Origin of the sequence: Mesorhizobium sp. IMUNJ 23232 (assembly GCF_044326205.1) — a bacterium.
Lineage (GTDB): Bacteria > Pseudomonadota > Alphaproteobacteria > Rhizobiales > Rhizobiaceae > Kumtagia.
Map to the genome: position 1 here is coordinate 44,814 of NZ_JBIRCY010000034.1, position 21,597 is coordinate 66,410.

The window sequence follows — 21,597 nt, forward strand, 5'->3', positions numbered from 1 at the left end:
CGGTCTCAGCCCGCCTTGTTGACCCGCATATACCAATCCACCAGCCGACGGACCTGCCGCTCGGTATAGCCGCGCTGGACCATGCGCTGCACGAACTCCGTATGCCGCTTTTCCGTCACGCTGTCCTGTTTGGAACCGAAGCTGATCACCGGCAGCAGGTCCTCGACCTGCCCGAACATCCGCTTTTCGATAACCTCCCGCAGTTTCTCGTAGCTGGTCCAGGACGGGTTTCGCCCCTGGTTGCGGGCCCGCGCCCGCAGGGTGAATTTCACCACCTCGTTGCGAAAATCCTTGGGATTGGCGATGCCGGCCGGCTTCTCGATCTGCGACAACTCCTTGTCCAGCACCTCGCGATTGAGGATCTGTCCGGTATCGGGGTCCTTGTAGTCCTGATCCTCGATCCAGGCATCGGCATAGGCGATATAGCGGTCGAACAGGTTCTGGCCGTATTCGCTGTAGGATTCGAGATAGGCCTTCTGGATTTCGTGGCCGATGAATTCGGCATAGCGCGCGGCGAGTTCTGACTTGATGAAATCCAGATAGGCCGCCTCGGCCTCCTTCGGGAACTGCTCACGCCGGATCGCCTGTTCCAATATGTACATCAAATGCACCGGATCGGCGGCCACTTCCCGGGTGTCGTAGTTGAACGTCTGCGACAGTATCTTGAAGGCGAAGCGCGTGCTCACGCCGGTCATCCCTTCGTCGACGCCGGCCGCGTCGCGGTATTCCTGGACCGACTTGGCCTTCGGATCGGTCTCCTTGAGATTCTCGCCGTCATAGACGCGCATCTTGGTGTAAAGCGGTGAATTGTCGTGCTCGGCCAGCCGGGTCGAAACCGTGAAGCGGCTCAGTATGTCCAGCACTTCCGGAGCGCATGGCGCATTGGCCAGTTCGCTTTCGCGCAGCAGCTTTTCGTAGATCTGGCGTTCTTCGGTGATGCGCAGGCAATACGGCACCTTGACCACCAGGATCCGGTCCAGAAACGCCTCATTGTTCTTGTTGCTCTTGAATTGCAGCCACTCCGACTCGTTGGAGTGGGCGACGACTATGCCCTGATAGGGAAATGCGCCAAAATTCTCGGTGCCGTTGTAGCTGCCTTCCTGGGTTGCGGTCAGCAGGGGATGCAGGACCTTGATCGGGGCCTTGAACATCTCGACGAACTCCAGCAATCCCTGCGTCGTCCGGTTCAATCCGCCGCTGTAGGAATAGGCGTCCGGGTCGGACTGGCTGAAGTTCTCGAGCTGCCGAATGTCGACCTTGCCGACCAGGGCGGAAACGTCCTGGTTGTTTTCGTCGCCCGGCTCGGTCTTGGCGATGCAGATCTGGCGAAGCCGCGACGGCATCAGCCTCACGACGCTGAACTTGGAAATGTCGCCGGCCAGTTCATCGAGCCGCTTGGCTGCCCATGGGGAAACGAGGCCGTTCAGCCGCCGCCGCGCAATTCCGTATTTTTCCTCCAGCAGATCGGCCATGCGCTCGGCATGGAACAGCCCGAGAGGCGATTCGAAAATCGGGCTGATCTGGTTGCCGACCTTCAGCGTGTAGATCGGACGCTCTTCCATGAGGCTCTTCAGCCGCTCCGCCAGGGAGGATTTGCCGCCGCCGACAGGGCCGAGCAGATAAAGGATCTGCTTGCGCTCCTCGAGCCCCTGGGAGGCGTAGCGGAAATAGCCGGCTATACGCTCGATCGTGTCTTCCATGCCGTAGAAATCGGCAAAGGAGGGATAGATCTTGATCGTCCTGTTCGCGAAAATGCGGCCGAGCCGCTCATCCCCGCTGGTATCGACAAGTTTCGGCTCACCGATGGCTTCGACCATCCGCTCGGGCGCGGAGGCATACATCGATTTATCCTCGCGGCAGCCGAGCAGATATTGCTGGAGGCTCATCTCCTCCTGGGCCGCGCTCCCATAAATCTCCGAGAAAAGATCGAAGACGTCGGATTCTTTTCCGCGCATGGCTGCCTCACACAGCGGCGGGGTTCATAGTGAGTCGCCGCCTCTTCATACAACTGCCGGAAAGCCCTCGTGTTCCAATCACTTCGCCGAGAGGCGCCGGATATCCACCGCCCATCATGAGCGGCAAAACAGTTGCGATATCAGCTATTCAGGATAGAACCTTTGGCTTCACGGCGCCATGATTTTTGTCGAGGCCGGCGCTTCTTTTTGCCGGGGGAAGCAACCCTGGAGCGAGTTCATTCTCCGCCGGGCCTGGCACAATCCGTGAATTCACGCCACGCATTGCGTCTGGCGAAAGCATACACCAAGATGGCGGTGACTGGGAGCTTGCATGGCCGCGACGACGGGGTGGAGCATCAACGACCGTCGGCTGGCGTGGGCGCTCGCCGCTCCGACCGTCATCCTGCTCGTCCTGCTGATGCTCCTGCCGATCGCGGTGATGGCGGCCTACACCTTCTTCACCTTCGTCACCGCGGGCATCGAAGAGGCGACGCTGACATTCGCGAACTGGCAGGAATTCCTCTCCGACAGCTACTATCACGGCTTCCTTCTGAAGACGGTGCGCGTCGGCATCGTCACCGCGATCATCTGCGCGCTGCTCGGCTACTTCCCGGCCTATTTCATCTGGGCCACGAATTTCCGCTACAAATGGCTGCTGCTCCTGCTGCTGATCGTGCCGTTCTGGATCAGCTTCACCATCAGAACCTTTTCCTGGATCCATATCCTCGGCGAACAGGGGCTGATCAACGCGACGCTGCTGCATCTCGGCCTTATCAGCGAACCCTTGCGCCTGCTCTACACGGAAGCCGCCGTCATCATGGGACTGGTGCATTTCCTGCTGCCCTACATGATCCTCAACGTCTATGTCAGCCTGGAAGGCATCGACCGCAGCCTGATCCTGGCGGCCCGCTCCATGGGCTGCACAAGCGCCCAGGCGTTTCGCGAAGTGACGCTGCCGCTGTCTTTGCCCGGTCTCGCCGCGGGGTTGCTGCTCTGCTTCGTGCTGGCGGCCGGCAGCTATGTCACGCCGCAACTGCTCGGGGGCCCGCGCGACGCGCTGTTCGGCAACCTGATCTATGACACGATCATGGGACAGTTGAACTGGCCGCTCGGCGCGACGCTCTCCATCGTGCTGTTCATTCTTCTCGGCCTCGTGGCGGTCGCCTACAGCCGCTACATGGGCCTGTCGCAGATCATGAAGGGCATGGGCGCTTGAACGCGCCGAGCGACGGTTCGGGCCGTTGGGGCTGGCGGCTCACCTGCGTGATGACGCTTCTGGTCTACATCTTCATGTTCGCGCCGATCGTCGCCACGGTGGTGCTGTCGTTCAATGCCTCGATGTTCGGTGGCTTTCCGATCACCGGCTTCAGCCTGCATTGGTACGAAGTGCTGATGCAGAACGAGAACGTGCTGACGGCCTTCCGGACGTCGCTGTGGATCGCGCTTGCCACCGCCGCGGTTACGACGCTGGTCGGCATCGGGGCGTCGCTGGCGCTGGTGCGCTTCGAATTCCCCGGAAAGTCGGCTGTCAATACGCTGGCGATCCTGCCGGCGCTGGTGCCGGAAACCATCCTCGGCGTCGGCCTGCTGGTGATGATCAAGGCGATCGACCAGCCGCGCAGCTATCTCATCCTGCTTCTCGGCCACATCCTGCTCGCCCTGCCTTTCGTCGTGCTGGTCATCCAGGCGCGGCTGATCGGCATAAGGCGCGTCTATGAGGAAGCGGCGTTGTCGCTCGGCGCGCCGCGCGGCTCGACTTTTCGCGAGATCACGCTGCCGCTGCTGATGCCGGCGGTGTTCGCCAGCGTGCTGCTCGCCTTCACCATCTCGTTCGACAACACCACCGCCAGCCTGTTCTGGCGGCCCGCCGGCGTCGAGACGATGCCGACGCAGATATTGTCGATGCTGAAAGTCTCGATCAGCCCGGAAGTCAACGCTCTGGGCACGTTGATGATCGTGATCACGGTCGGCATACCGCTGCTGGGCGGCCTGGCCGCCAAGCTGCTTTCCGGGTTGAAAACACAAAAGCAACAAATGGGAGACTGACATGAAACTGACGCAGACCAGAAGACTCGAGAGGTTGACGGAGCGATACGGCAATGGCGACCTGTCGCGCCGCCATTTCCTCGGCCTGACGGCCGCTGCGGCCGCCGCCGTCGGCATACAGATGCCTTGGATCACGCGGGCCATCGCCGCCGCCACCGAGGTGCGTTTCGACGGCTGGGGCGGTGTTGTCCAGGAGGCGATCGACAAGTTCGCCTTCCAGCCCTACACGGCCAAATCCGGCGTCAAGGTGGTGCAGGGAACGTTCGGCGACGAGAACGAGATCATCACCAAGATGAAGACCTCGAAGGAGGGCGACTACCAGATCATCCACTCGTCCGGCGTCAACTACTACATCAAATACGTCCAGGCCGGCTGGAACTCGGAGATCAACGAAGCCAACATACCGAACATGGCCAATGTGCTGACGGCGATGATCGAGCCTTTCCGCAAGATCACGCCGAAACTTTCGGCCGTTCCCTACGACTACGGAACCACTGGCCTTGCCTACAACACGACGGTGATCTCGCCCGAGGAGGCCAAGGAAAAGGGCGCAAAACTGCTCGCCGATCCCAAATATGCCGGCAAGGTCGGCGGCTATGCCGACATGACGACGCGCGTCTGGTACGCCGCGCTGGCGACGGGTCAGGACCCCAACAAGATCGCCGACATGGACGCCGTCTGGGCGAAGGTTCGTGAGACCCGCGACCTCGCCAAGAAATTCTGGAGTTCCGGCGCCGAACTGATGGACCTGCTGACCAAGGGCGAGATCGTGGTGACGGAGGCCTGGTCGGGCCGCGTCGCCGCCCTGCAGCAGCAGGGCCAGCCGATCGGCTACCTCGATCCGGCGGGCTCCTATGCCTGGATGGAGGACATGCTGGTGCTGAAGGGCTCGCCGATGGCGGAGTGCGAGGAGCTGATCAATTTCATGCTCGATCCCGCGACCTCCATCGCGGTGGCGGAGGGCCAGAACTACCCGCCGTCGCTCGACCCGACCAAGGTGAAACTCACCGACAAGATCGCCGCCCTGCCGGCCTTCGATCCCACCGGCCAGATGAAGGCGCTGACCTTCGCCGACCCGGTCTACTGGGCCGAGAACGAGGATGCCTGGACCAAGCAGTGGGACAGGATTTCCAAGGGCGCGTAAGGACGCAACCACATGGATCGGCGGGAACCGGGTCGTGAAGGCCCGGTTCCCTTCCTCGCGGACTTTGAGGGCATTGGATGGACAGTCCGGCGGTCGAATTCCAGGACGTCGACATCGACTACGGCAAATTCAGCGCGGTGAAGAACTTCTCGCTTTCGATCGGCAAGGGGCGCTTCGTCACGCTGCTCGGACCGTCAGGGTGCGGCAAGACGACGGTGCTGCGCGCCATCGCCGGCCTGGTCGCGATCTCCGGCGGAAAGATTGCGATCGGCGGCAAGCGCGTCGACCAGGTGCCGATCTACAAGCGCAACATCGGCCTGGTGTTCCAGAATTATGCGCTCTTCCCGCACAAGACGGTGTTCGACAATGTCGCGTTCGGCCTCAAATACCGCAACGTGCCAAAGGCCGATATTGTCCGCAGGGTTGGTGCCGCGCTGGAGATGATCCGGCTTCCCGGCAGCGAGAAGAAACTTCCGCATCAGCTTTCCGGCGGACAGCAGCAGCGCATCGCGCTCGCCCGCGCCATCGTCTTCGAGCCCGAGGTGCTGCTGATGGACGAGCCGCTTTCGGCGCTCGACGCCAATATGCGCGAGGAGATGCGCGGCGAGATCAAGAAAATCCAGCGCGAGACCGGCATCACGGCGATCTTCGTGACGCACGACCAGGAAGAGGCGCTGGCGATGTCGGACCAGATCGTCGTCATGAACGCCGGCCGCATCGAGCAGATTGGAACTCCGAGCGAGGTCTACGAGCAACCCGAAACCAGTTTTGTCGCGAGCTTTCTCGGCAAGGCAAACATCGTCACGGGCACCGTTGCGTCCGTTGTCCAAGGTGTTGCTGCTATCTCCATTGCCGGCGACAGGACGCTCGAGGTCGAGGCGCCCGATCGTCTCAAACCTGGCGAAACGGTCCAACTCGTCATCCGGCCGCAACGCCTGAAAATCGCTGCCGCGAATAACACGGCGGCCGCCAACTCTTTTCCGGCACGCGCCATCTCGGCCGCTTATCTCGGCGGCAACGCCGCCTACGAGGTCGACGTGGGCGGATCGCTGGTTCTTCGGGCCGTCAATCCGATCGCCGGACAGCTCTGGCCTGAGGGAGCAGACATTTCAGTTTGCTTCGATCCGCAGGGCTGCGTCTTGCTCGACCCCGCGAGCGGCAGAAGATTATCATAGAGACAGACTGCCGGCTGACGATCGTCGCAACGTGTCTGCTCCGCCACGAGCGGAGTGACCGGCTTTAACCCTGACCTGAAGCCAAGGCTTCCAAGCGGCGGGGCATTCTCGCCACGGCTATCGCGTTCACACATCTGGCTCGGCGTCATATAGGCGCAGCCGATTCTGCATTGGCTTTATGGTTTCGAGTCCGAGGCCTGGATTCCCGACACTCTCCGCTCGCTTCGCTCGCTCACGAGGTCGAGAATGACGACACCATTGGCAGCCCAGCCAATCACCGACGTTGGAGACTAGCGGAAGCGTCCCATGAGTGTCGTCATTCTCGACCTCGTGAGCGAGCGAAGCGAGCGGAGAGTGTCGGGAATCCATGCCTCGGACTTAATGACGTCAGGGCCGGCACAGAAGATTCCGCACCTGATGTGTGGCCGAAATCCAACGTCAATATGTGAAACGCCAAAGCCGCTAGCGGAGAGAGATGTCCGGCGGGACAGTCCGAAGGATGCCCAGAGGAGGTGAGACGGGTCTAACTGAAAGCCGCCGGTAGTACCTCCCTGGTCATGCTCGTTACGCCAAAAACTGCCGGGCTTGCCGCCAAGGCTCTGATTCCAATTGCTTTTACAAGCATGGCCTTCTTTCCGGCCGAGCCCTTGCGTTCACCCGGAAAGATATCGGAGCGGGCCGCCATGTCCCGAAAAGTCGCGTTTTTCCAATGCGTTGCGCGGAAGGGCACAGCAATACTAGGATTATTAACCTAGGATTATTTACATCCATGCCGACCAATGCTATGATCCCTGCCGCCTGTGTTCGAAGGAGGCGGCGGTGGACGGGAGTGGACCAATCGAGACTAACCGGGAGGCGCTGAAGCGCATTCTCGCCATGCTCGTCGGCATGGCCGAGATGGCCGGCGGTGCGTCAACCCTTCCCCGTCACCTCTACTGCGTCATCCTGCGGCTGCTGCGCCCGGCCGAATCCGCCGTCCGGCGGCTCATCATCGCGGCGGCGCGCGGCATAGTGGTGACGCTCCCGCCGTTGCGTCCGCGAAAGCCGAAGCCGAAGATTTCCGACACGGTGGCCGCCATGCGCCGCCTCGGCCTCGCCGTCACCCTGTCGAAGCAAGACTTTGCCCGCTATGAAGCCGAGTGCAAAGCCGCCGAACGGCGCACTGCCAGGCCCCGCACAATCAGCCTGCCGCTGTTCGATCCCCAAAAGTATCCGTTCCGCGTCCGCCGCCGCTATGTGCCGGCGCGCGGCGTGCCGCGCATCTGGGTTCCCGGCTTCAGCGAGCCGGCTCCGCTGCCGCCGCCGCCATCGCCCGACGATCCGATCGATGCGGCGCGGCTCGGCCTGCGGCTTCAGGCGCTTGGCGCGGCCCTCGACGACCTGCCAAAACAGGCCAAACGCTTCGCCCGCTGGAAGGCGCGCTGCGACGCGGCGGTTGCGGAGATGAGGCAAATCGGCAGCGCTGTGATCGTGCGCGGCAGGACGGCGCGCGGCACGGTCCGGTTCCAGCGGACACGGCCGCTGTGGTCCGGCCGGCCGCCGGGCGGCCGGCTCTCGCCCTACGACCCGGACGCCCGGCGCCGCAGCAACATCCGCGAGATCGACGAGATTCTGGCGCATGCCCACGCGCTGGCCTTGGACGCGCTGGATCAGTCGCGCCCGGACACGTCCTGATGCGCAGCCCCGGACGCCACAAAGCGGAAGATCGAGGCCAGCGCGGATTTTTTCGCCGCTCGGTAGCGATTTGTGCTGTCGGAAAATGCCGTGGCTCATCGTTGGCGAGATCGGCCAAACCTGCTCGGATTTCGACGTAATGACTGAAACTAAACGCGTTTACCGGCTCGGAATCCTCCGTAAAAACACTGACATCCCGTGGAAAATCGTTTAACACGTCGATACGGTTTTCTGGTTCCTCGCTCATGGCAACGATCAAGGATGTCGCCGCAAAGGCCGGCGTGTCGACGGCGACGGTCTCGCATGTCGTCAACAGCTCGCGCGCCGTCAGCCCCGAGACCAAAAAGAAGGTCACGGCTGCCATCAAGGCGCTGAAATACCGGCCTGATGGCGTCGCGCGCAGCCTGCGCGTCAACCAGACGGGCACCATCGCCGTGCTCATCTCCGACGTCACCAATCCCTTCTTCGCTGATTTCGTGCGCGGGGTGGAGGACACGGCCCACCAGCGCGGCGAGCGCTACAACCTTCTGCTTTGCAACACCGAGGAGAACACGGCGCGCGAGCAGCGGGCGATCGACCTGGTGCTGGAGCGGCGCATCGACGGCATCGTCATGGCGCCGGCGGGCGGCAACGCGGCAATGCTTGCGGAGCTCGCCGAAAATGGCCTGCCTCTGGTTTTCGGCGACCGCAAGCTGAAGGGCGTTTCGGTCGACACGGTGGTCGTCGACAACGTCGCCGCTGCCGGCGAACTGACGCGCCATCTCATCGCGCTCGGTCACAAGAGGATCGGGTTGCTGGAAGCCGATCTTGCATCCTCGGCGATCCACGAGCGCGCGGCCGGCTTTCGCGAGGCGCTGGCGGAGGCCGGACTGGAACTCGATCCGCGCCATGTCGCGAAGAGTTTTTCGAGCATCGCGGCGGCGGAGGAGGCCGGCAAGGCGCTGCTCGATGCCTCGCCTCGGCCCGACGCCATCTTCTGCACCAACAATTTCATGACGCTGGGCATGATGCAGGCGGTCATCGACCGCGGCCTCGCCTGTCCCGAGGACATTGCGGTTACGGGCTTTGACGATTTTCCCTGGGCGGCGGCCTTCCGGCCGCGCCTCACGGTGGTGGCGCAGCCGGCCTACGAGATCGGGCGCGAGACGGCGACGCTGCTCTTCGACCGCATTTCCGGCCGCCGCACGGGCGCGCCCGTCCAGATCGTGCTCGGCGCGAAGCTGATCGTGCGTGATTCCTGCGGGGCGGGACGAGGGATTTTTCGTAAAGGCTGTGCTTCAAGCATGGAATGATCTCGCCTCGATCTCTGCTTACCTGCATCATAATATATCGACGGAGGAGACTTTGCTCTTGGCTTCGCACAAGCAATCGGCAGCGCGGACTCTTCTTCCGATCGTGTGCCTGGCTTGCGCTCTCGGGTTTCGCGTCGGCGGCGGCTCGACCGAAGGCTGGCCTCTCCCCCTCACCATTTTGGTCTCTGGGCTCGTAATTGCCCTGGTGGTCGCGACTGTGTTCGCAGTCCTGCACCACGCCGAAGCTTTGGCGAGTGTTGTCGGCGAACCGTTCGGCACCTTGATATTGACGCTTTCGGTTACCGCAATCGAGGCATCGGTCATCGTCTCGATGATGCTTCATGGCGAGAACAATCCGACGCTTGCAAAAGAGTCTGTTTTCTCGACCGTGATGATCGTCACGACCGGGATTGTGGGCGTGTGTCTGACGCTGGGCGGCTTGCGCCATCGCAGCCAGGATTTGCGGCGACAGGGGACCAGTGCCTTCCTCGAGGTGCTGATGGCGCTGTCCGTTCTAACTCTGATCCTGCCGAACTATACGCTTGCGTCCAGTCCTGGCAGTTTCTCGTCACTGCAGCTCGGCTTCGTCTGCGCCCTGTCCATACTGCTATATGGCGCCTTCCTCTTCTCCCAGACGGTTCGTCATCGTGACGATTTCCATGAAGAGAATCCCAGGGATGAGGCTGGGAACAGGCATCGGCCCGATCGGAAAGGCACGGTCACCAGCGCGATGCTGTTGGCAATCGGGTTGATCGGCATCGTCCTCTTGGCCGAACAACTCGCTGCGGCCACCGAGGATGGGCTGGCCGCAATTGGGATTACCCATACCGATGCAATCATCGGCGCTTGCATCGCCACCCTGGTCCTGTTGCCGGAGGCACTGTCGGCAGTGCGCGCGGCACTTGGCAATGAACTCCAGCGCAGCCTCAACGTCGCGCTGGGTTCGGCGTGTGCCACGATCGGCCTCACGATCCCGGCGGTGGCGGTGGCCAGCCTCTTCAGCGGCCGCGGGCTGACCCTGGGCCTCGGTTCGGGCGACACCGTGCTTCTAATCCTGGCGCTGTCGATAAGCGTGGTGAGTTTCAGCACCGGTCGTACGACCGTCCTGACCGGCCTCGTGCACCTCGTTGTGTTCGTCGCTTATCTGCTGTTGATCGCAGCGCCTTAGAGCATATGGACTTCGGCTTTTTCGTGTACGCGGGAAAGAAACTCAGCTCGCCTTCTTGAGAACGTCAGGCACTTCTTCGCCCGGCGTGCCCAGCCACACGCCGAGCTCGCGCAGGCGCGCCTGGACGTCGCCCGCCGAAACAGCCGAGACCAACACACCGCGCGCGGCTGCCAGCGACGCCGCGATTGCGGCGGCCTCGCCGGTCATGGTGCAGGCCGGCACATTGCGGGTGGAGCCGAAGGCGATCTCGTCGACCGAGATGCAGCGGCCGGCCATGACCAAATTGTCCACCTTGAGCGGGATCATGGTGCGATAGGGGATGCCGTAGCCGACGCCGACATGGTCCATGATGGCGCGGCTGCCGCCCGGCTCATGCACGTCAACCGGCGAGTTGCACAGGCCGATTGCGTCGTCGAAGCGCTTGTTGCCGCGCACGTCGGCCTCGGTCAGCACATAGCGGCCGGTGACGCGGCGCGTCTCGCGGATACCGAGTTTCGGCGCGACTTCGAGGAAGATGGCGGTCTCGAAACCCTTGACGTAGCGCTGCAGGAAGTCGAAGGCGCAATAGGCCTGCTTGCGGATCTCGATCTCGGCCCGGCTCAAGTCGCGGTCGTCGAGGCCGTTTCCCTGGAAGCGCGTGACGTTCACTGACATCTCGCCAGGGATCAGCCCGGTCTTCATGGTGATGTGGTCCTTCGGGATGATCCAGTCGAAGCCTTCCGCCACCTTGTCCTTGATGCGCTGCTGGAAGCCGGTGAGCAGCACCGCCATGACATAGTCTTCGTTCCGGTCGCCGGCCTCCTTCGGATAGACGACCTCCCACATATCGCCGCGGTTCGCCTCGCAATCGGCGATCAGCGCCGGCACGTTGACGTTGAGGAGGCGGAAATAGGAGGTAATCGGCTGCGTCAGGCCGTCGCCCTCGCGGCCGAGCATGAAGTCGGCCCCGGCAAGTGCCGCCACATCGCCGTCGCCCGACGCATCGACGAAGGCTTTTGCTAGCACCAGGCTCTCGCCGGACTTGGTGCGGATGACGAGGCCGTGCATGGCGCCGCCCTTCATCACCGTTTCGGTGACGGTGGCCCGCAGCAGCACCTCGACGCCCGCTTCCTCGACCATCTCGATGATGACGCGCTGCATCGTCTCGGCGTCGAAGGTGCCGGTGTATTTGCCCCAATAGGATTCGCGCACGCGGCCGTCGGCGCCGTGATAACCGACGCAGCGGTCGAGCATCTCGTGGAAGATCGCCGAGTTGATCAGCCCGGTCGGTTTCGTCAGCCTGCCGCCGGTGATCAGCCCGCCGAGAAAGCCGGTGCCTTCGAGCAGCAGCGTCCTGGCGCCCTCGCGTGCGGCGCGCACCGCCGCCACGATGCCGGACGAGCCGGCGCCGGTGATGACCACGTCGTAGGAGCCGAAGAGGTTCATGGTGTTTCCTTTCGATATTCGTTGACTGCCCGCCCTCGGCTATGGCCTCGGGCGTTCGTCGCTCGAAAAGCCCATTCGGGGGCTTTTCGTCCGCTTTGCGGACCGCTCCTCACCCGTTGAATTCCATGACATAGAGACCGGCATTGTAGTCGGTCACGTAGATGAGGCCGGCCTTGTCGACGAAGATGTCGCAGGACTGGATGATGGGCTTCTTGCCCGGCCGCTTGTCCATCAGGCCCGTCGGCGGTGGTGGGACCAGCGCACCGACTTCCCTGGGCCGGTACTGGTCGGAGATGTCGAAGACGCGGACACCGGCGTTCTGCCAGGTCGAGAAGATGATCGACGAACTCTGGAACGTGTCCGGGCGGTTCTCGTGGATATTGTGCGGGCCGTAATGCGCGCCCCTGGTGGCGTAATGCGCGTCCTGGGGAACCGGCATGGTGGCGACGGGGATAGGGTTGGCGCGGTCCTTCACGTCGAAGATCCAGATGTTCTTCAGCCCATCCTCGAAGTCGTCGAGCACCGCCTCGTCGAGCACCACGAGCAGGTCGCGGTCGGGCAGGGGAAGGCAGTTGTGCGTGCCGCCCTGGAAGGGGGGCGACCAGTTGCGATGCACCACGAGATTCGGCTTCGAACGGTCGGCGACGTCTATGACGACGAGGCCGGCGTCGCGCCAGGCGCCCCAGGCGGTGTCGCCGTCCACGATGGCGTGGTGCAGGCCATATTTGGCGTTGGCGGCCCAGTTCGGTTTCTCGCCCGCCTCGAGGTTCATGCCGGGCAGCCAGTAGCGGCCGGCCTCTCGCGGGTTGGCCGGGTCCGACATGTCGACGGTCATGAAAATGAAGTCGGAAAAACCGTCGAGCAGGGCCGATACATAGGCCCATTTGCCGCCGGTCCACCAGATGCGGTGGATACCGCCCGAAACCGGCATGAAACCGATGCGCCTGGGCTGGCCGGGCGTCGAGATGTCGTAGACGGCGAGGCCGGCGTCCCAGTCGCGGGCCTTCTCGTGCCTGGCGGTGCCCAGCGCCGTGCCGGCGGCCGCCTTGTAGTAGCTTGCCTCGTCGGCGAAGGCGCTGTCGGCGAAGACGTCCTTGCCGTGGATGACGAGCAGCAGATTGTCGGCGACCTGGAGATGCACGTTCCAGGTATTCGCGGGCGCCGCGACATAGCCGGCCGGCTTGGGATTCTTCGGATCACGCACGTCGACGATCGAAAAGCCCTGGCTGAACAGGTGGCCGATATAGGCGAAACCTTTCTCGACCATGATCTGGATGCCGTCGCGCCGTCCGCCCTGGTCGCTGTGGCCGATCAGGCGCATGTTGCGGGCGTGGTCGGGCTTCATGATATCGGTCACATCAGGCCTCTTTGTCGTCTTTCATGGTCTATCAAAAAAGTCCGGGACACGCCGCCAGTTGACGGCGTGTCCCGTCCCGGGAGGAGCGTCTTACTTGACGCGATTGCCCCAGTTGTCCTGGCTGTCGACGTTGTCCTTCCAGATCATCACCGGCTGGATCAGCGTCTCCTTGGCGACGGGCTTGCCGGCAAAATGGTTCTCCATCTCGCCGACGATCGATTCGGCCATCGAGAAGGGATTCTGACCGACGTCGGCGTCCTGCGTGCCTTCGCGGATGCGCTCGAGGCCGAGCGGCGTGCCGTCGAATCCAACGATCGGAACGTGGCCTTCCTCGCCGGCGAGCTTTAGACGATCGATCTGGCGCAGCGCCGACACGACGCCACGGATCATCTCGTCGTTGTGCGCCCAGATGCCGGCGACGTTCGGGTCGCGGGTGAAGGCGTCGAGGACGAGCGTGTGCGCATTGTCGGCGGTCCACTCGGCTTTCAGCGTCTCGATCTTGATGTCGGGATATTTGGCCGCCGCCTGGTCATGAAAACCCTTGTAGCGTTTTTCGGACTGGCCCGAGCCGATAGCGCCGCGGACTTCCAGCACGAGACCCTTGCCGCCCGTCAGCTTGGCGATCGCGTCGGCTCCGGCTGCGCCGCCCGCCACGTCGTCGAAGGTGTTGTAGGCGACCCATTCGCCTTCCGGCGGCAGGTTCTCCAGCATGAACAGTGGGATCTTGGACTCGTTGGCCTTGCGCACGCCGCCCTGCAGCAGCGTCGCGTCGACCGGGTTCAGCAGGATGATGTCGGGCTGCTTGCTGACGACGTCGAGCAACTGCGTGGTCTGCGTCGAGGGATCGCCCTTGCCGTCATAGACGGAGATGGTCATGCCCTTCTCGGCGGCCAGTTCCTTGACCCGGTTCACCAGCGTGACCTGGTATTCGTATTGCAGGCCGAAGGCGATGTAGGCGAGGTTCTTGCCCTTGAGCACGCTGTCCTGGGCCAGTGCCTCAGGCGTATAGCCGAGGCCGGCGGCGGCGAGCGCCATCGTTCCGGCGGCCAGCGCCAGAAAGCGGCGGCGTGTGGTCTTCAAAGTGATTTCCATGGCGATGTCTTTCCTCCCTGTTGAACGGTCTTGCGGTTCAGTCGTGTCCGGAGCCGGCCCGGCCGGTTCCTTCTCAGTGATCGCGGCACTCCTGCCGCGAGGGGCACTTGCTTTTGCCGAGACAAAGCCTCCCCGTTCGCCGGAACGGCGCGGTTCGTCTCGGACAATCTTCAGTATTCCGGGTGGCGCCCCAGGGCGCGGGTTCAGGCTAGTTCTGCCTGGTCGGTTTGCTTGCCTTTGTCGCTATGACCTTCTTGCGCATGCCAGCTTCGAGATAGTTGCGGCGGTAAACGTCCAGCGCCGCGGCCGCCGCGATCACCAGGCCGCTGACGACGGAGTCCCAGTTCGGCGGGACGTTGAGCAGGTTGACGGCGTTCTGCACGAGGCCGAGCAGGATCACGCCGAGCAGCATGCCGCCCATATTGCCTTCGCCGCCGAACAGGCTGACGCCGCCGATGACGACCGCCGCGATGACGGCGAGTTCCATGCCCTGGGCTGCCGTCGCAGCGCCCGCCTCAAAGCGGGCGGTGATGAGCAGGCCGGCAACGGCTGCCATGAAGCCCGAAATAACGAAGCACAGTATGATGACGCGCTCGGTATTGATGCCGGCGAGCCGCGCGGCAAGCGGATTGCCGCCCGTCGCATAGACCGAACGTCCGAACTTTGTGCGGGAAAGGACGATCTGCGCGACGATGGCGAGCGCCAGCGTCAGCAGGATGACGGTCGGGATGCCAAAGATGCGGCCGGCCTGGAGTTCGACGAAAATCTTCGGCACCGGTGCGATGTTGGTGCCGCCCGAGAAGATGAACGCGACCCCGCGGCCTATGGTCATCGTCGCCAGCGTGGCGATGAGCGCCGGGATCTTAAGCTTGGTGACGGCGAGCCCGTTGATCAGCCCGATCAGCATGCCGGCACCGATCGCTGCAATAATCGCCATTTCCGGCGACCAGCCATAGAAATTGACAAGGCCCACCGAAAGCACCGAGGCCAGCACCAGCACCGAGGCGACCGACAGGTCGATGCCGGCGACCAGGATGACGAAGGTCTGGCCGATGGCGACCACGGCGATGATGGTGGCCGACTGCAGCACGTTCTCGATGTTGCGCACGGTCGCGAAGACCGGGCTCATGAACGCCATGATCAGGCTGCCGAGCAGGATGACGGCGAGAAGGCCGACGCCCTGCATCAGGTCGATGAACGAGATCTTGCCGCGCAAAATGGACAGGGGACTTGTCTGGCCCGCTGCGCGATCGCTCATCGAAGGGTTCTCCAAAGCCATTTTCTCTTCCTAACCCGTCGTCGCAAAGGACATGATGGTCTCGCTGGTGGCCTGCTCCCTCGGCAGTGAAGCGGTTATCCGTCCCGAGCGCATGACCAAGACCCGGTCGCTCAGCGCCAGGATTTCCGGCAGCTCCGAGCTGATCAACAGGATGCCCATGCCGCCGCGGGCGAGCCTCAGCACCAGTTCGCTAATCTCCGACTTGGCGCCGACGTCGATGCCCTTGGTCGGTTCGTCGAGGATCAGCACCTTCGGATTGCGCGCCAGCCAGCGGGCGAGCACGACCTTCTGCTGGTTGCCGCCCGACAGCGTCGAGACGCGGGTCTTGGAGGTCGGCGTCTTCACCGCCAGCGCCCTGATCTCGCGCGCCGCGATTTCCTCTTCCTTCGAGATCGACAGGAAGCCCCAGCTCTTGACGCGGTCGAGCAGCGACAGCGTGATGTTGGTGCGCACCGAAAGCAGGCTGACCAGCGCCTGGCGGCGCCGGTCCTCGGGCACCAGGCCGATGCCGGCGTCGATGGCCGCGGCCGGATCGTTGGGTGGGATCTGAACGCCGCCGATCTCGACGGCGCCGCTGTCATAGGGGTCGATGCCGAAGATGGCCGCGGCAAGCTCGCTGCGCCCGGCGCCGACCAGTCCCGACATGCCGACGATCTCGCCGGCGCGGACCTCGAAGGAGATGTCGTTCAGGACGTTTTCCCGGTTCAGGTTGCGCACCGACAGCACGACGTCGCCGATCGGACGCTTGTCTGCGATGGTCTCGCGTACCTCGCGGCCGACCATCATGCGGATGACCTTGTCGTGGTCGAGTTCGCTGATGGGACGGGTGCCGACGAGCCGGCCGTCGCGGAGCACGGTGACGCGGTCGGCGACGCGGAAGACTTCCTCCAGCCAGTGCGACACGAAGACGATGCCGAGGCCCTTGGCCTTCAGGTCGTTCACCACGGCGAAGAGGCGGTCAATCTCGGGAGGAGAAAGCGAGGTGGTCGGCTCGTCCATGACGAGAACCTTGGAATCCTCGGAGATGGCGCGGGCGATCTCGACGAGCTGCTGGTCGGCGGGCGATAGGCGTCCGGCAGGCGTCGCCGGGTTGAGGTGCGGCGCGACGCGGGCCAGCGCGTCCAGCGCGCGCTGCTTCTGGCGGCCGACCGAGACCAGGCCGTAGCTCGTCGGCCAGCGTCCGAGCATGATGTTTTCCGCCACCGACATGGCCGGCACGAGATGCGCGTCTTGGTGGATGGTGGCGACGCCGATGCTGTGGGCCTCGGCCGGGTCGGCATGCAGCACCTTTCCGTCAACGGATATCTCGCCGCGATCCGGCGAATAGAAACCCGCCATCATCTTGATCAGGGTGGACTTGCCGGCGCCATTCTCGCCGAGCAGCGCGGTGACCTCGCCGGCGCGCACGTCGAAATCGATGTTGTCGAGCGCCAGCACGCCCGGAAACGATTTCGTGATGCCGCGCGCCACGAGCACCTGGCGCGGCTCGCCGGCGGACGCCGGTTCGGCGCGCAGGGGTGCGGAAGACGCATTCACCGGACCGCTCCGCGGGTCGGCTGAAGCATCCCATGCGCTTCCGTTGAAGGCGCGATGGCTGCGCGCAATGCGATGTCTCCTCCCCAAGCCGCGGTGTCGGTCCGTGGGACCCGGCGGCCATCCGGCCGGAGGCGTGCCCGGCGGCGGATTTCTCTCTCCACAATCACGCTATTAGCCGCCTCCTCACATGTCAACTGGTAGAGACAGCGGACCAGTTGATTTTTTACCCGCGGACGTGTCCTCATATCGCCAGCCCCATCGCATAGGCTTCCGCGATGTTGCTTTCGATCAGGCGCGGCGCGACGCAATCGCCGACCCGTTCGATCGTCACGCCGGCGAGCAGCCTGGAGGCACGGCACCGGTGATAGAGGTCTTCGCGGGAGCGCCGGCCGACGATGGCGACGATTGCATCGAAGCCCTCGATCGTCTGCTCATCGCCGGCAACGAGAAGATAGCGGCCGAAGCCTTGCGTGCCCGCGCCGCTGAAGACCGGGCAGACTGTGACACGACCGGGTTCGATCGCCTTCAGCGCGAGACCGCTGCGGATTACGATGCCCTTGATGGCGGCGCGGCGGTAGAACAGCGTGCGCGTGCCGCTCTCTATGTCGCCGCCGACCATCAGATCTGATGTCACGATCTCGACGGCGCAGCCTTGGTCGGCGAGATACTCGGCGGTGCCGGCGCCCTCCCAATGGCCGTTGTTGTCGATCACCAGCACACGGCCCCCGAGCCTGACCGCGCCGAACATCACCTCGTCGCTCGAATACACGAAGGGCAGGTCGAGGCCGGGAATCGACGGCAGGACCTGCCGGCCGAGTTCCAGCGCCGGCGAGGCCTTGTCCGCCGTGCGCGGCAGGTTGGGCTCTGAGCCGGTGGCCAGCACGATATGGTCGGGTCCTTCCGCCGCGAGCAGTTCGGGCGTCGCATCGACGCTGGTCCTGACCGTCACGCCGAGATGATGCAGCATCGCCTCCAGATGATCGGTGACGGCGGCGATGATCGCGTGCTCCGGCTGCCGTGCCGCGAGCGTCACTTGCCCGCCGAGCGTCTGGCTGCGCTCGACCAGTGTCACCTCATGCCCGCGCCGCGCCGCGATCTCGGCGATTTTCAGCCCGGCCGGTCCGCCGCCGACGACTACGACCTTCTTGCGTAGCGCGGCCGGCGCGATTGCGCGGTCGTCGACGTCACGCTCGCGCCCGGCGGCCGGGTTGTGCACGCAGCGTATGCCCTTCTCGTGGCCGACCTGATAGATGCAGGCGTCGTTGCAGGCGATGCAGGAGCGCACGAGATGCGCTTGCCCGCTCCGCAGCTTTTCCGGCGTGTCAGGGTCGGCGACGAGCTGCCTTGCGAAGCCGATCAGATCCGCCTCGCCGGCAACCAGAATGTCTTCGGCAAGGCTCGGTGGCGCGATGCGGCCGAAGGCGACGACCGGCAGCCTGCTCTGCTTCTTCAGGGCGGCGTTCAGGCCACGGAAGCTGCCAGCGGTGACGGCGGCCGGCGGTATCTCCATCCAGTAGCTGGAGAAGGAGCCGGCGTCGGAATTCATGTAGTCGACGCAGCCGCCGCGCTCGAGGTGCTCGGCCATCCTAAGCCCGTAGTCGAGGCCGTAGCCGAAGGTGGTGAACTCGTCGAGGCAGATGCGCACGCCGACCGGAAAGTCGTTGGCGGTGGCGCGCTTGATCGCCTCCAGCACCTCGATCGAGAAGCGCATGCGGTTCTCGAAAGAGCCGCCATAACCGTCGGTGCGATGGTTGAAGAAGGGCGAGGCGAAGGAGCGGAGCAGACCGTCATGCGCGACCTTGATCTCGACGCCGTCGAAGCCGCCCTCCATGGCGTTGCGGGCGCTCGCCGCAAAACCCGCGATCGTCGCCTCGATGTCTTCGACATCCATCGCCTTGGTCGAGAAATGGCTCGACGGCTCCGGCATCTGCGACGGCGCCCAGAGGATGTGCGGCGGGTGTTCGAGCGAAGTATGCCCGCCGTGGGTAAGCTGGCCGAAAATCCTTGTGCCGTGCGCCTGAACGCCGGCGGTCAGCTTTCGGTAGAAGGGGATGATCGCGGGGTCCCAGGCGGAGATGAAGCGACGCGACATTTTTCCGGTCGGATGCACCGCCTGGCTCTCGATGACGATGAGCCCCGTGCCGCCCCGCGCGCGCCGCTCGTGATAGGCGGCAAGGTCGTCGGAGCCCATGCCGTCGAGATGGCCGAGCGCGGTGAAATGCGGCTGGAAGACGATGCGGTTCTTCAGAGCCACCTTGCCGATGCGGAAGGGGCTGAACAGGTTTTCGAAGGCTGGCGCCGCTTTTGCTGGCATCTTGCTGGCTATGTTCACTCGTTTCAGATCTCCACGCGCCGTCCACTCAGCGCCGATGCGGCGATGGCGTCGAGCGCGCGCATGTTGTTGACCGCATCCTCGGGCGGGTAGGGGACAGGTTCGCCGGACAGCACCGCATCGGTGAAGGCCTCCGCCATCAGCCGGTAATGGTTGGCCGGCTCGAAAATCGTCTCGCTGCGGCGGCCATCCGGATCGGAAGCGATGACCAGTCCCTCGGCGACCCGGCTGCCCAGGCCCGGAATGAAGGCGCGCGGCACGTCGATGACTCCCTTCGTGCCGATGATTTGGTAGAACCCCTGGCCGGAACCCTTGAAGGACGACGATATCAGCGCGACGCGGCCGTCCGGAAATTCGAGGATGGCGGTCGCGGCGAGGTCGATTCCGGTGGCCGGATCGAGATCGAACGATGCCATCGCCGCGAACGGCTCGCCGAGGATGCGCCGCGCCGCGCTCACCGCATAACAGCCCATGTCGAGCAGGCTGCCGCCGCCGAGCGCCTTGTCGAAACGCACATTGCCGGCGGCATTCGCCATGATGTCAACCGACAGATGCGCGCGCACCTCTCTGATGTCGCCGACCGCGCCGTCCCTGACGAGCTTCAGCGCATGCACGTTCTGCGGATGGAAGCGGTACATGAAACCTTCCATCAACGGCACATTCCCGGCTGCGAAGTAGTCGGCCACGCGTCGTGCCTCGGCCGCACTCAGCGCCATAGGCTTCTCGCAGAGCACGGCTTTGCCCGCATCGGCTGCCCTGATCGCCCATTCGGCATGCATGGCGTTCGGCAGCGGTATGTAGACGGCGTCGACATCGGGCGATGCGAGCAGCGCTTCGTAGGAGGCAAAGACGTTGTCTATGCCGAAAGCCGCGGCGAATTCGGTGCTCCGCCCGGGATCGCGGCTGGCGACGGCGGTGACGCGGCCGTTCGACGAGCCCTGTATGGCCGGCACGACCTGCGACCGGGCTATGCCTGCGGTGCCCAGGACACCCCAGCGAAGCATTGACTTCAAACTTTCCTCCCCAAGGAAACCGACACATCGACACGCATCGATGTTAAACGATTACCTATCATCGAAGCGCTGATACGTCGATTTGTCAACCGGACTCGTCATCGAAAAAAGACAGGATTGCTGCCGTAAATTGCGAGGAAATCAGGCGTTTGGCCGTAGTGGGACCGCAGGCCTCGCCGGAAATCCGTTGCAGTTCCGCACGCTTGGGCCAATTGACACTATTGCCGGATTGGACAATCGTTTACCTGACGATCCTGGGAGGAACGATATGAAATATGCCTTCAACACCTGGGCCTATGGGAGCTTTCCCTCATGGCTGCCGTCCTACGAGTTGGACGAGGTGGTCAGGCGGCTTGCCCGCATCGGCTATGACGGCATCGAGATCGGCTGCGCGGCGCCCCATGCCTGGCCGGCCTATCTCGGCAAGGCGCGCCGCAAGGAATTGAGGAAGCTCATGGACGGCGAGGGCCTGCCGGCGGTCAGCCTGCTGCCCGCACCGGGCGGCGGCCCCGGCCACAACCCTGCTTCACCGCTCAAGGAGGAGCGCGAGGCCACGGTCAATCACTATTGCGAGGTGGTCGATCTTGCCGCCGATCTCGGCGCCAGGCTCGTGCTCTACATCGCCGGCTGGCAGGTGTTCGGATCGACACGCGAGGAAGCCTATGCGCGCAGCCGCGACTGTGTGGCGCGCATCGCCAAGCATGCGGCCGAGCGCGGCGTCACCATCGCCATCGAGCCGACGGCAGCCGACTCCAACCTGATCGACACGCCGCATCAGGCGCTGGAGCTGATGCGCGACTGCGGCGCGCCGAACGTCAAGACGATGTTCGACACCTATCATGCGCTCTATCGCGACGACGTGTCGGCCGACCATGTGCGCATCCTCGGCAAGGATCTCGTCCACATCCATTGCGCCGACACGGATCGCGGCGCGCCGGGCGACGGGGCGGTCGACTGGCTCGGCGTGCTGCAGGCCGCCAAGGACATTGGCTTCCAGGGCCATCTGACGATGGAAGTCGGCTTCCACACCCGCAAGGCCGATCCGGACGCCTATGCAAGGCGGGGGCTGGCCTATCTCAAGGCGTTGGAGAAGCAGTTGAGGTAGCGGC

16 protein-coding genes are annotated in these 21,597 nt (G+C 63.8%); 8 read left to right on the forward strand and 8 right to left on the reverse strand.

Going from position 1 to position 21,597, the window contains the following annotated elements; genetic code table 11:
* Positions 1-5: 5 nt before the first annotated feature.
* The gene (locus ACH196_RS22940) at positions 6-1,955 is read right to left on the reverse strand and encodes a PrkA family serine protein kinase (RefSeq protein WP_396649257.1); all 1,950 of its coding nucleotides are present in this window, start codon (positions 1,953-1,955) and stop codon (positions 6-8) included.
* Between the two features lie 331 nt (positions 1,956-2,286).
* On the opposite strand from ACH196_RS22940, the gene ACH196_RS22945 reads away from it, so the two are divergent.
* The 7 genes from ACH196_RS22945 (at position 2,287) to ACH196_RS22975 (ending at position 10,454) form a co-directional block, all read left to right on the forward strand.
* Complete coding sequence (locus ACH196_RS22945) at positions 2,287-3,171, forward strand: ABC transporter permease (RefSeq protein WP_396649258.1); 885 nt, start codon at positions 2,287-2,289, stop codon at positions 3,169-3,171.
* Complete coding sequence (locus tag ACH196_RS22950) at positions 3,168-4,001, forward strand: ABC transporter permease (RefSeq protein WP_396649259.1); 834 nt, start codon at positions 3,168-3,170, stop codon at positions 3,999-4,001. Before ACH196_RS22945 ends, ACH196_RS22950 begins: the two co-directional genes overlap by 4 nt.
* 1 nt (position 4,002) lies before the next feature.
* Positions 4,003-5,145: an extracellular solute-binding protein gene (locus ACH196_RS22955; RefSeq protein ID WP_396649260.1), complete on the forward strand. Its 1,143-nt coding sequence runs from the start codon at positions 4,003-4,005 to the stop codon at positions 5,143-5,145.
* Between the two features lie 77 nt (positions 5,146-5,222).
* Positions 5,223-6,320 (forward strand): ABC transporter ATP-binding protein, encoded by a 1,098-nt coding sequence (locus ACH196_RS22960; RefSeq protein WP_396649261.1) that lies wholly within the window; start codon positions 5,223-5,225, stop codon positions 6,318-6,320.
* An 819-nt stretch (positions 6,321-7,139) separates the two neighbouring features.
* The gene (locus tag ACH196_RS22965) at positions 7,140-7,994 is read left to right on the forward strand and encodes a hypothetical protein (RefSeq protein ID WP_396649262.1); all 855 of its coding nucleotides are present in this window, start codon (positions 7,140-7,142) and stop codon (positions 7,992-7,994) included.
* Positions 7,995-8,239: 245 nt separating this feature from the next.
* The gene (locus ACH196_RS22970; RefSeq protein ID WP_396649263.1) at positions 8,240-9,286 is read left to right on the forward strand and encodes a LacI family DNA-binding transcriptional regulator; all 1,047 of its coding nucleotides are present in this window, start codon (positions 8,240-8,242) and stop codon (positions 9,284-9,286) included.
* Positions 9,287-9,344: 58 nt separating this feature from the next.
* Positions 9,345-10,454, forward strand: coding sequence for a calcium:proton antiporter (locus ACH196_RS22975; protein WP_396649264.1), 1,110 nt, complete (start codon positions 9,345-9,347; stop codon positions 10,452-10,454).
* A 42-nt stretch (positions 10,455-10,496) separates the two neighbouring features.
* Here the strand turns inward: ACH196_RS22975 and ACH196_RS22980 are convergent, their stop codons facing one another.
* The 7 genes from ACH196_RS22980 to ACH196_RS23010 all read right to left on the reverse strand — a co-directional run bounded on the left by ACH196_RS22980 (position 10,497) and on the right by ACH196_RS23010 (position 20,479).
* Positions 10,497-11,879: an FAD-dependent oxidoreductase gene (locus ACH196_RS22980; RefSeq protein ID WP_396649265.1), complete on the reverse strand. Its 1,383-nt coding sequence runs from the start codon at positions 11,877-11,879 to the stop codon at positions 10,497-10,499.
* A 109-nt stretch (positions 11,880-11,988) separates the two neighbouring features.
* A complete protein-coding gene (locus ACH196_RS22985) occupies positions 11,989-13,224 on the reverse strand; it encodes an LVIVD repeat-containing protein (RefSeq protein WP_396649287.1) in 1,236 nt (411 codons plus the stop codon).
* A gap of 102 nt (positions 13,225-13,326) precedes the next feature.
* Positions 13,327-14,328, reverse strand: a complete 1,002-nt coding sequence (locus ACH196_RS22990; RefSeq protein WP_396649266.1) for a sugar ABC transporter substrate-binding protein — start codon at positions 14,326-14,328, stop codon at positions 13,327-13,329.
* A 208-nt stretch (positions 14,329-14,536) separates the two neighbouring features.
* Positions 14,537-15,586, reverse strand: a complete 1,050-nt coding sequence (locus tag ACH196_RS22995; RefSeq protein ID WP_396649267.1) for an ABC transporter permease — start codon at positions 15,584-15,586, stop codon at positions 14,537-14,539.
* A 30-nt stretch (positions 15,587-15,616) separates the two neighbouring features.
* Positions 15,617-17,143: a sugar ABC transporter ATP-binding protein gene (locus tag ACH196_RS23000; RefSeq protein ID WP_396649268.1), complete on the reverse strand. Its 1,527-nt coding sequence runs from the start codon at positions 17,141-17,143 to the stop codon at positions 15,617-15,619.
* 241 nt (positions 17,144-17,384) lie between these two features.
* A complete protein-coding gene (locus ACH196_RS23005; protein WP_396649269.1) occupies positions 17,385-19,475 on the reverse strand; it encodes an FAD-dependent oxidoreductase in 2,091 nt (696 codons plus the stop codon).
* Between the two features lie 5 nt (positions 19,476-19,480).
* Entirely contained in the window at positions 19,481-20,479 is a 999-nt protein-coding gene (locus tag ACH196_RS23010; protein WP_396649288.1) for a Gfo/Idh/MocA family protein, read from the reverse strand.
* Between the two features lie 277 nt (positions 20,480-20,756).
* Between ACH196_RS23010 and ACH196_RS23015 the strand changes: the two genes are divergently transcribed.
* Positions 20,757-21,593 carry a sugar phosphate isomerase/epimerase family protein gene (locus ACH196_RS23015; protein WP_396649270.1) on the forward strand — a complete coding sequence of 279 codons (837 nt, stop codon included), beginning with the start codon at positions 20,757-20,759 and terminating at the stop codon, positions 21,591-21,593.
* Positions 21,594-21,597 lie beyond the last annotated feature (4 nt).

Coding starts and splice junctions, on each gene's coding strand:
- ACH196_RS23010 (WP_396649288.1), bottom strand. CDS start 20,479: ATGCTTCGCTGGGGTGTCCTGGGCACCGCAGGCATAGCCCGGTCGCAG.
- ACH196_RS22995 (WP_396649267.1), bottom strand. CDS start 15,586: ATGAGCGATCGCGCAGCGGGCCAGACAAGTCCCCTGTCCATTTTGCGC.
- ACH196_RS22955 (WP_396649260.1), top strand. CDS start 4,003: ATGAAACTGACGCAGACCAGAAGACTCGAGAGGTTGACGGAGCGATAC.
- ACH196_RS22940 (WP_396649257.1), bottom strand. CDS start 1,955: ATGCGCGGAAAAGAATCCGACGTCTTCGATCTTTTCTCGGAGATTTAT.
- ACH196_RS23015 (WP_396649270.1), top strand. CDS start 20,757: ATGAAATATGCCTTCAACACCTGGGCCTATGGGAGCTTTCCCTCATGG.
- ACH196_RS22945 (WP_396649258.1), top strand. CDS start 2,287: ATGGCCGCGACGACGGGGTGGAGCATCAACGACCGTCGGCTGGCGTGG.
- ACH196_RS22990 (WP_396649266.1), bottom strand. CDS start 14,328: ATGGAAATCACTTTGAAGACCACACGCCGCCGCTTTCTGGCGCTGGCC.
- ACH196_RS22980 (WP_396649265.1), bottom strand. CDS start 11,879: ATGAACCTCTTCGGCTCCTACGACGTGGTCATCACCGGCGCCGGCTCG.
- ACH196_RS22970 (WP_396649263.1), top strand. CDS start 8,240: ATGGCAACGATCAAGGATGTCGCCGCAAAGGCCGGCGTGTCGACGGCG.
- ACH196_RS22960 (WP_396649261.1), top strand. CDS start 5,223: ATGGACAGTCCGGCGGTCGAATTCCAGGACGTCGACATCGACTACGGC.
- ACH196_RS22985 (WP_396649287.1), bottom strand. CDS start 13,224: ATGAAGCCCGACCACGCCCGCAACATGCGCCTGATCGGCCACAGCGAC.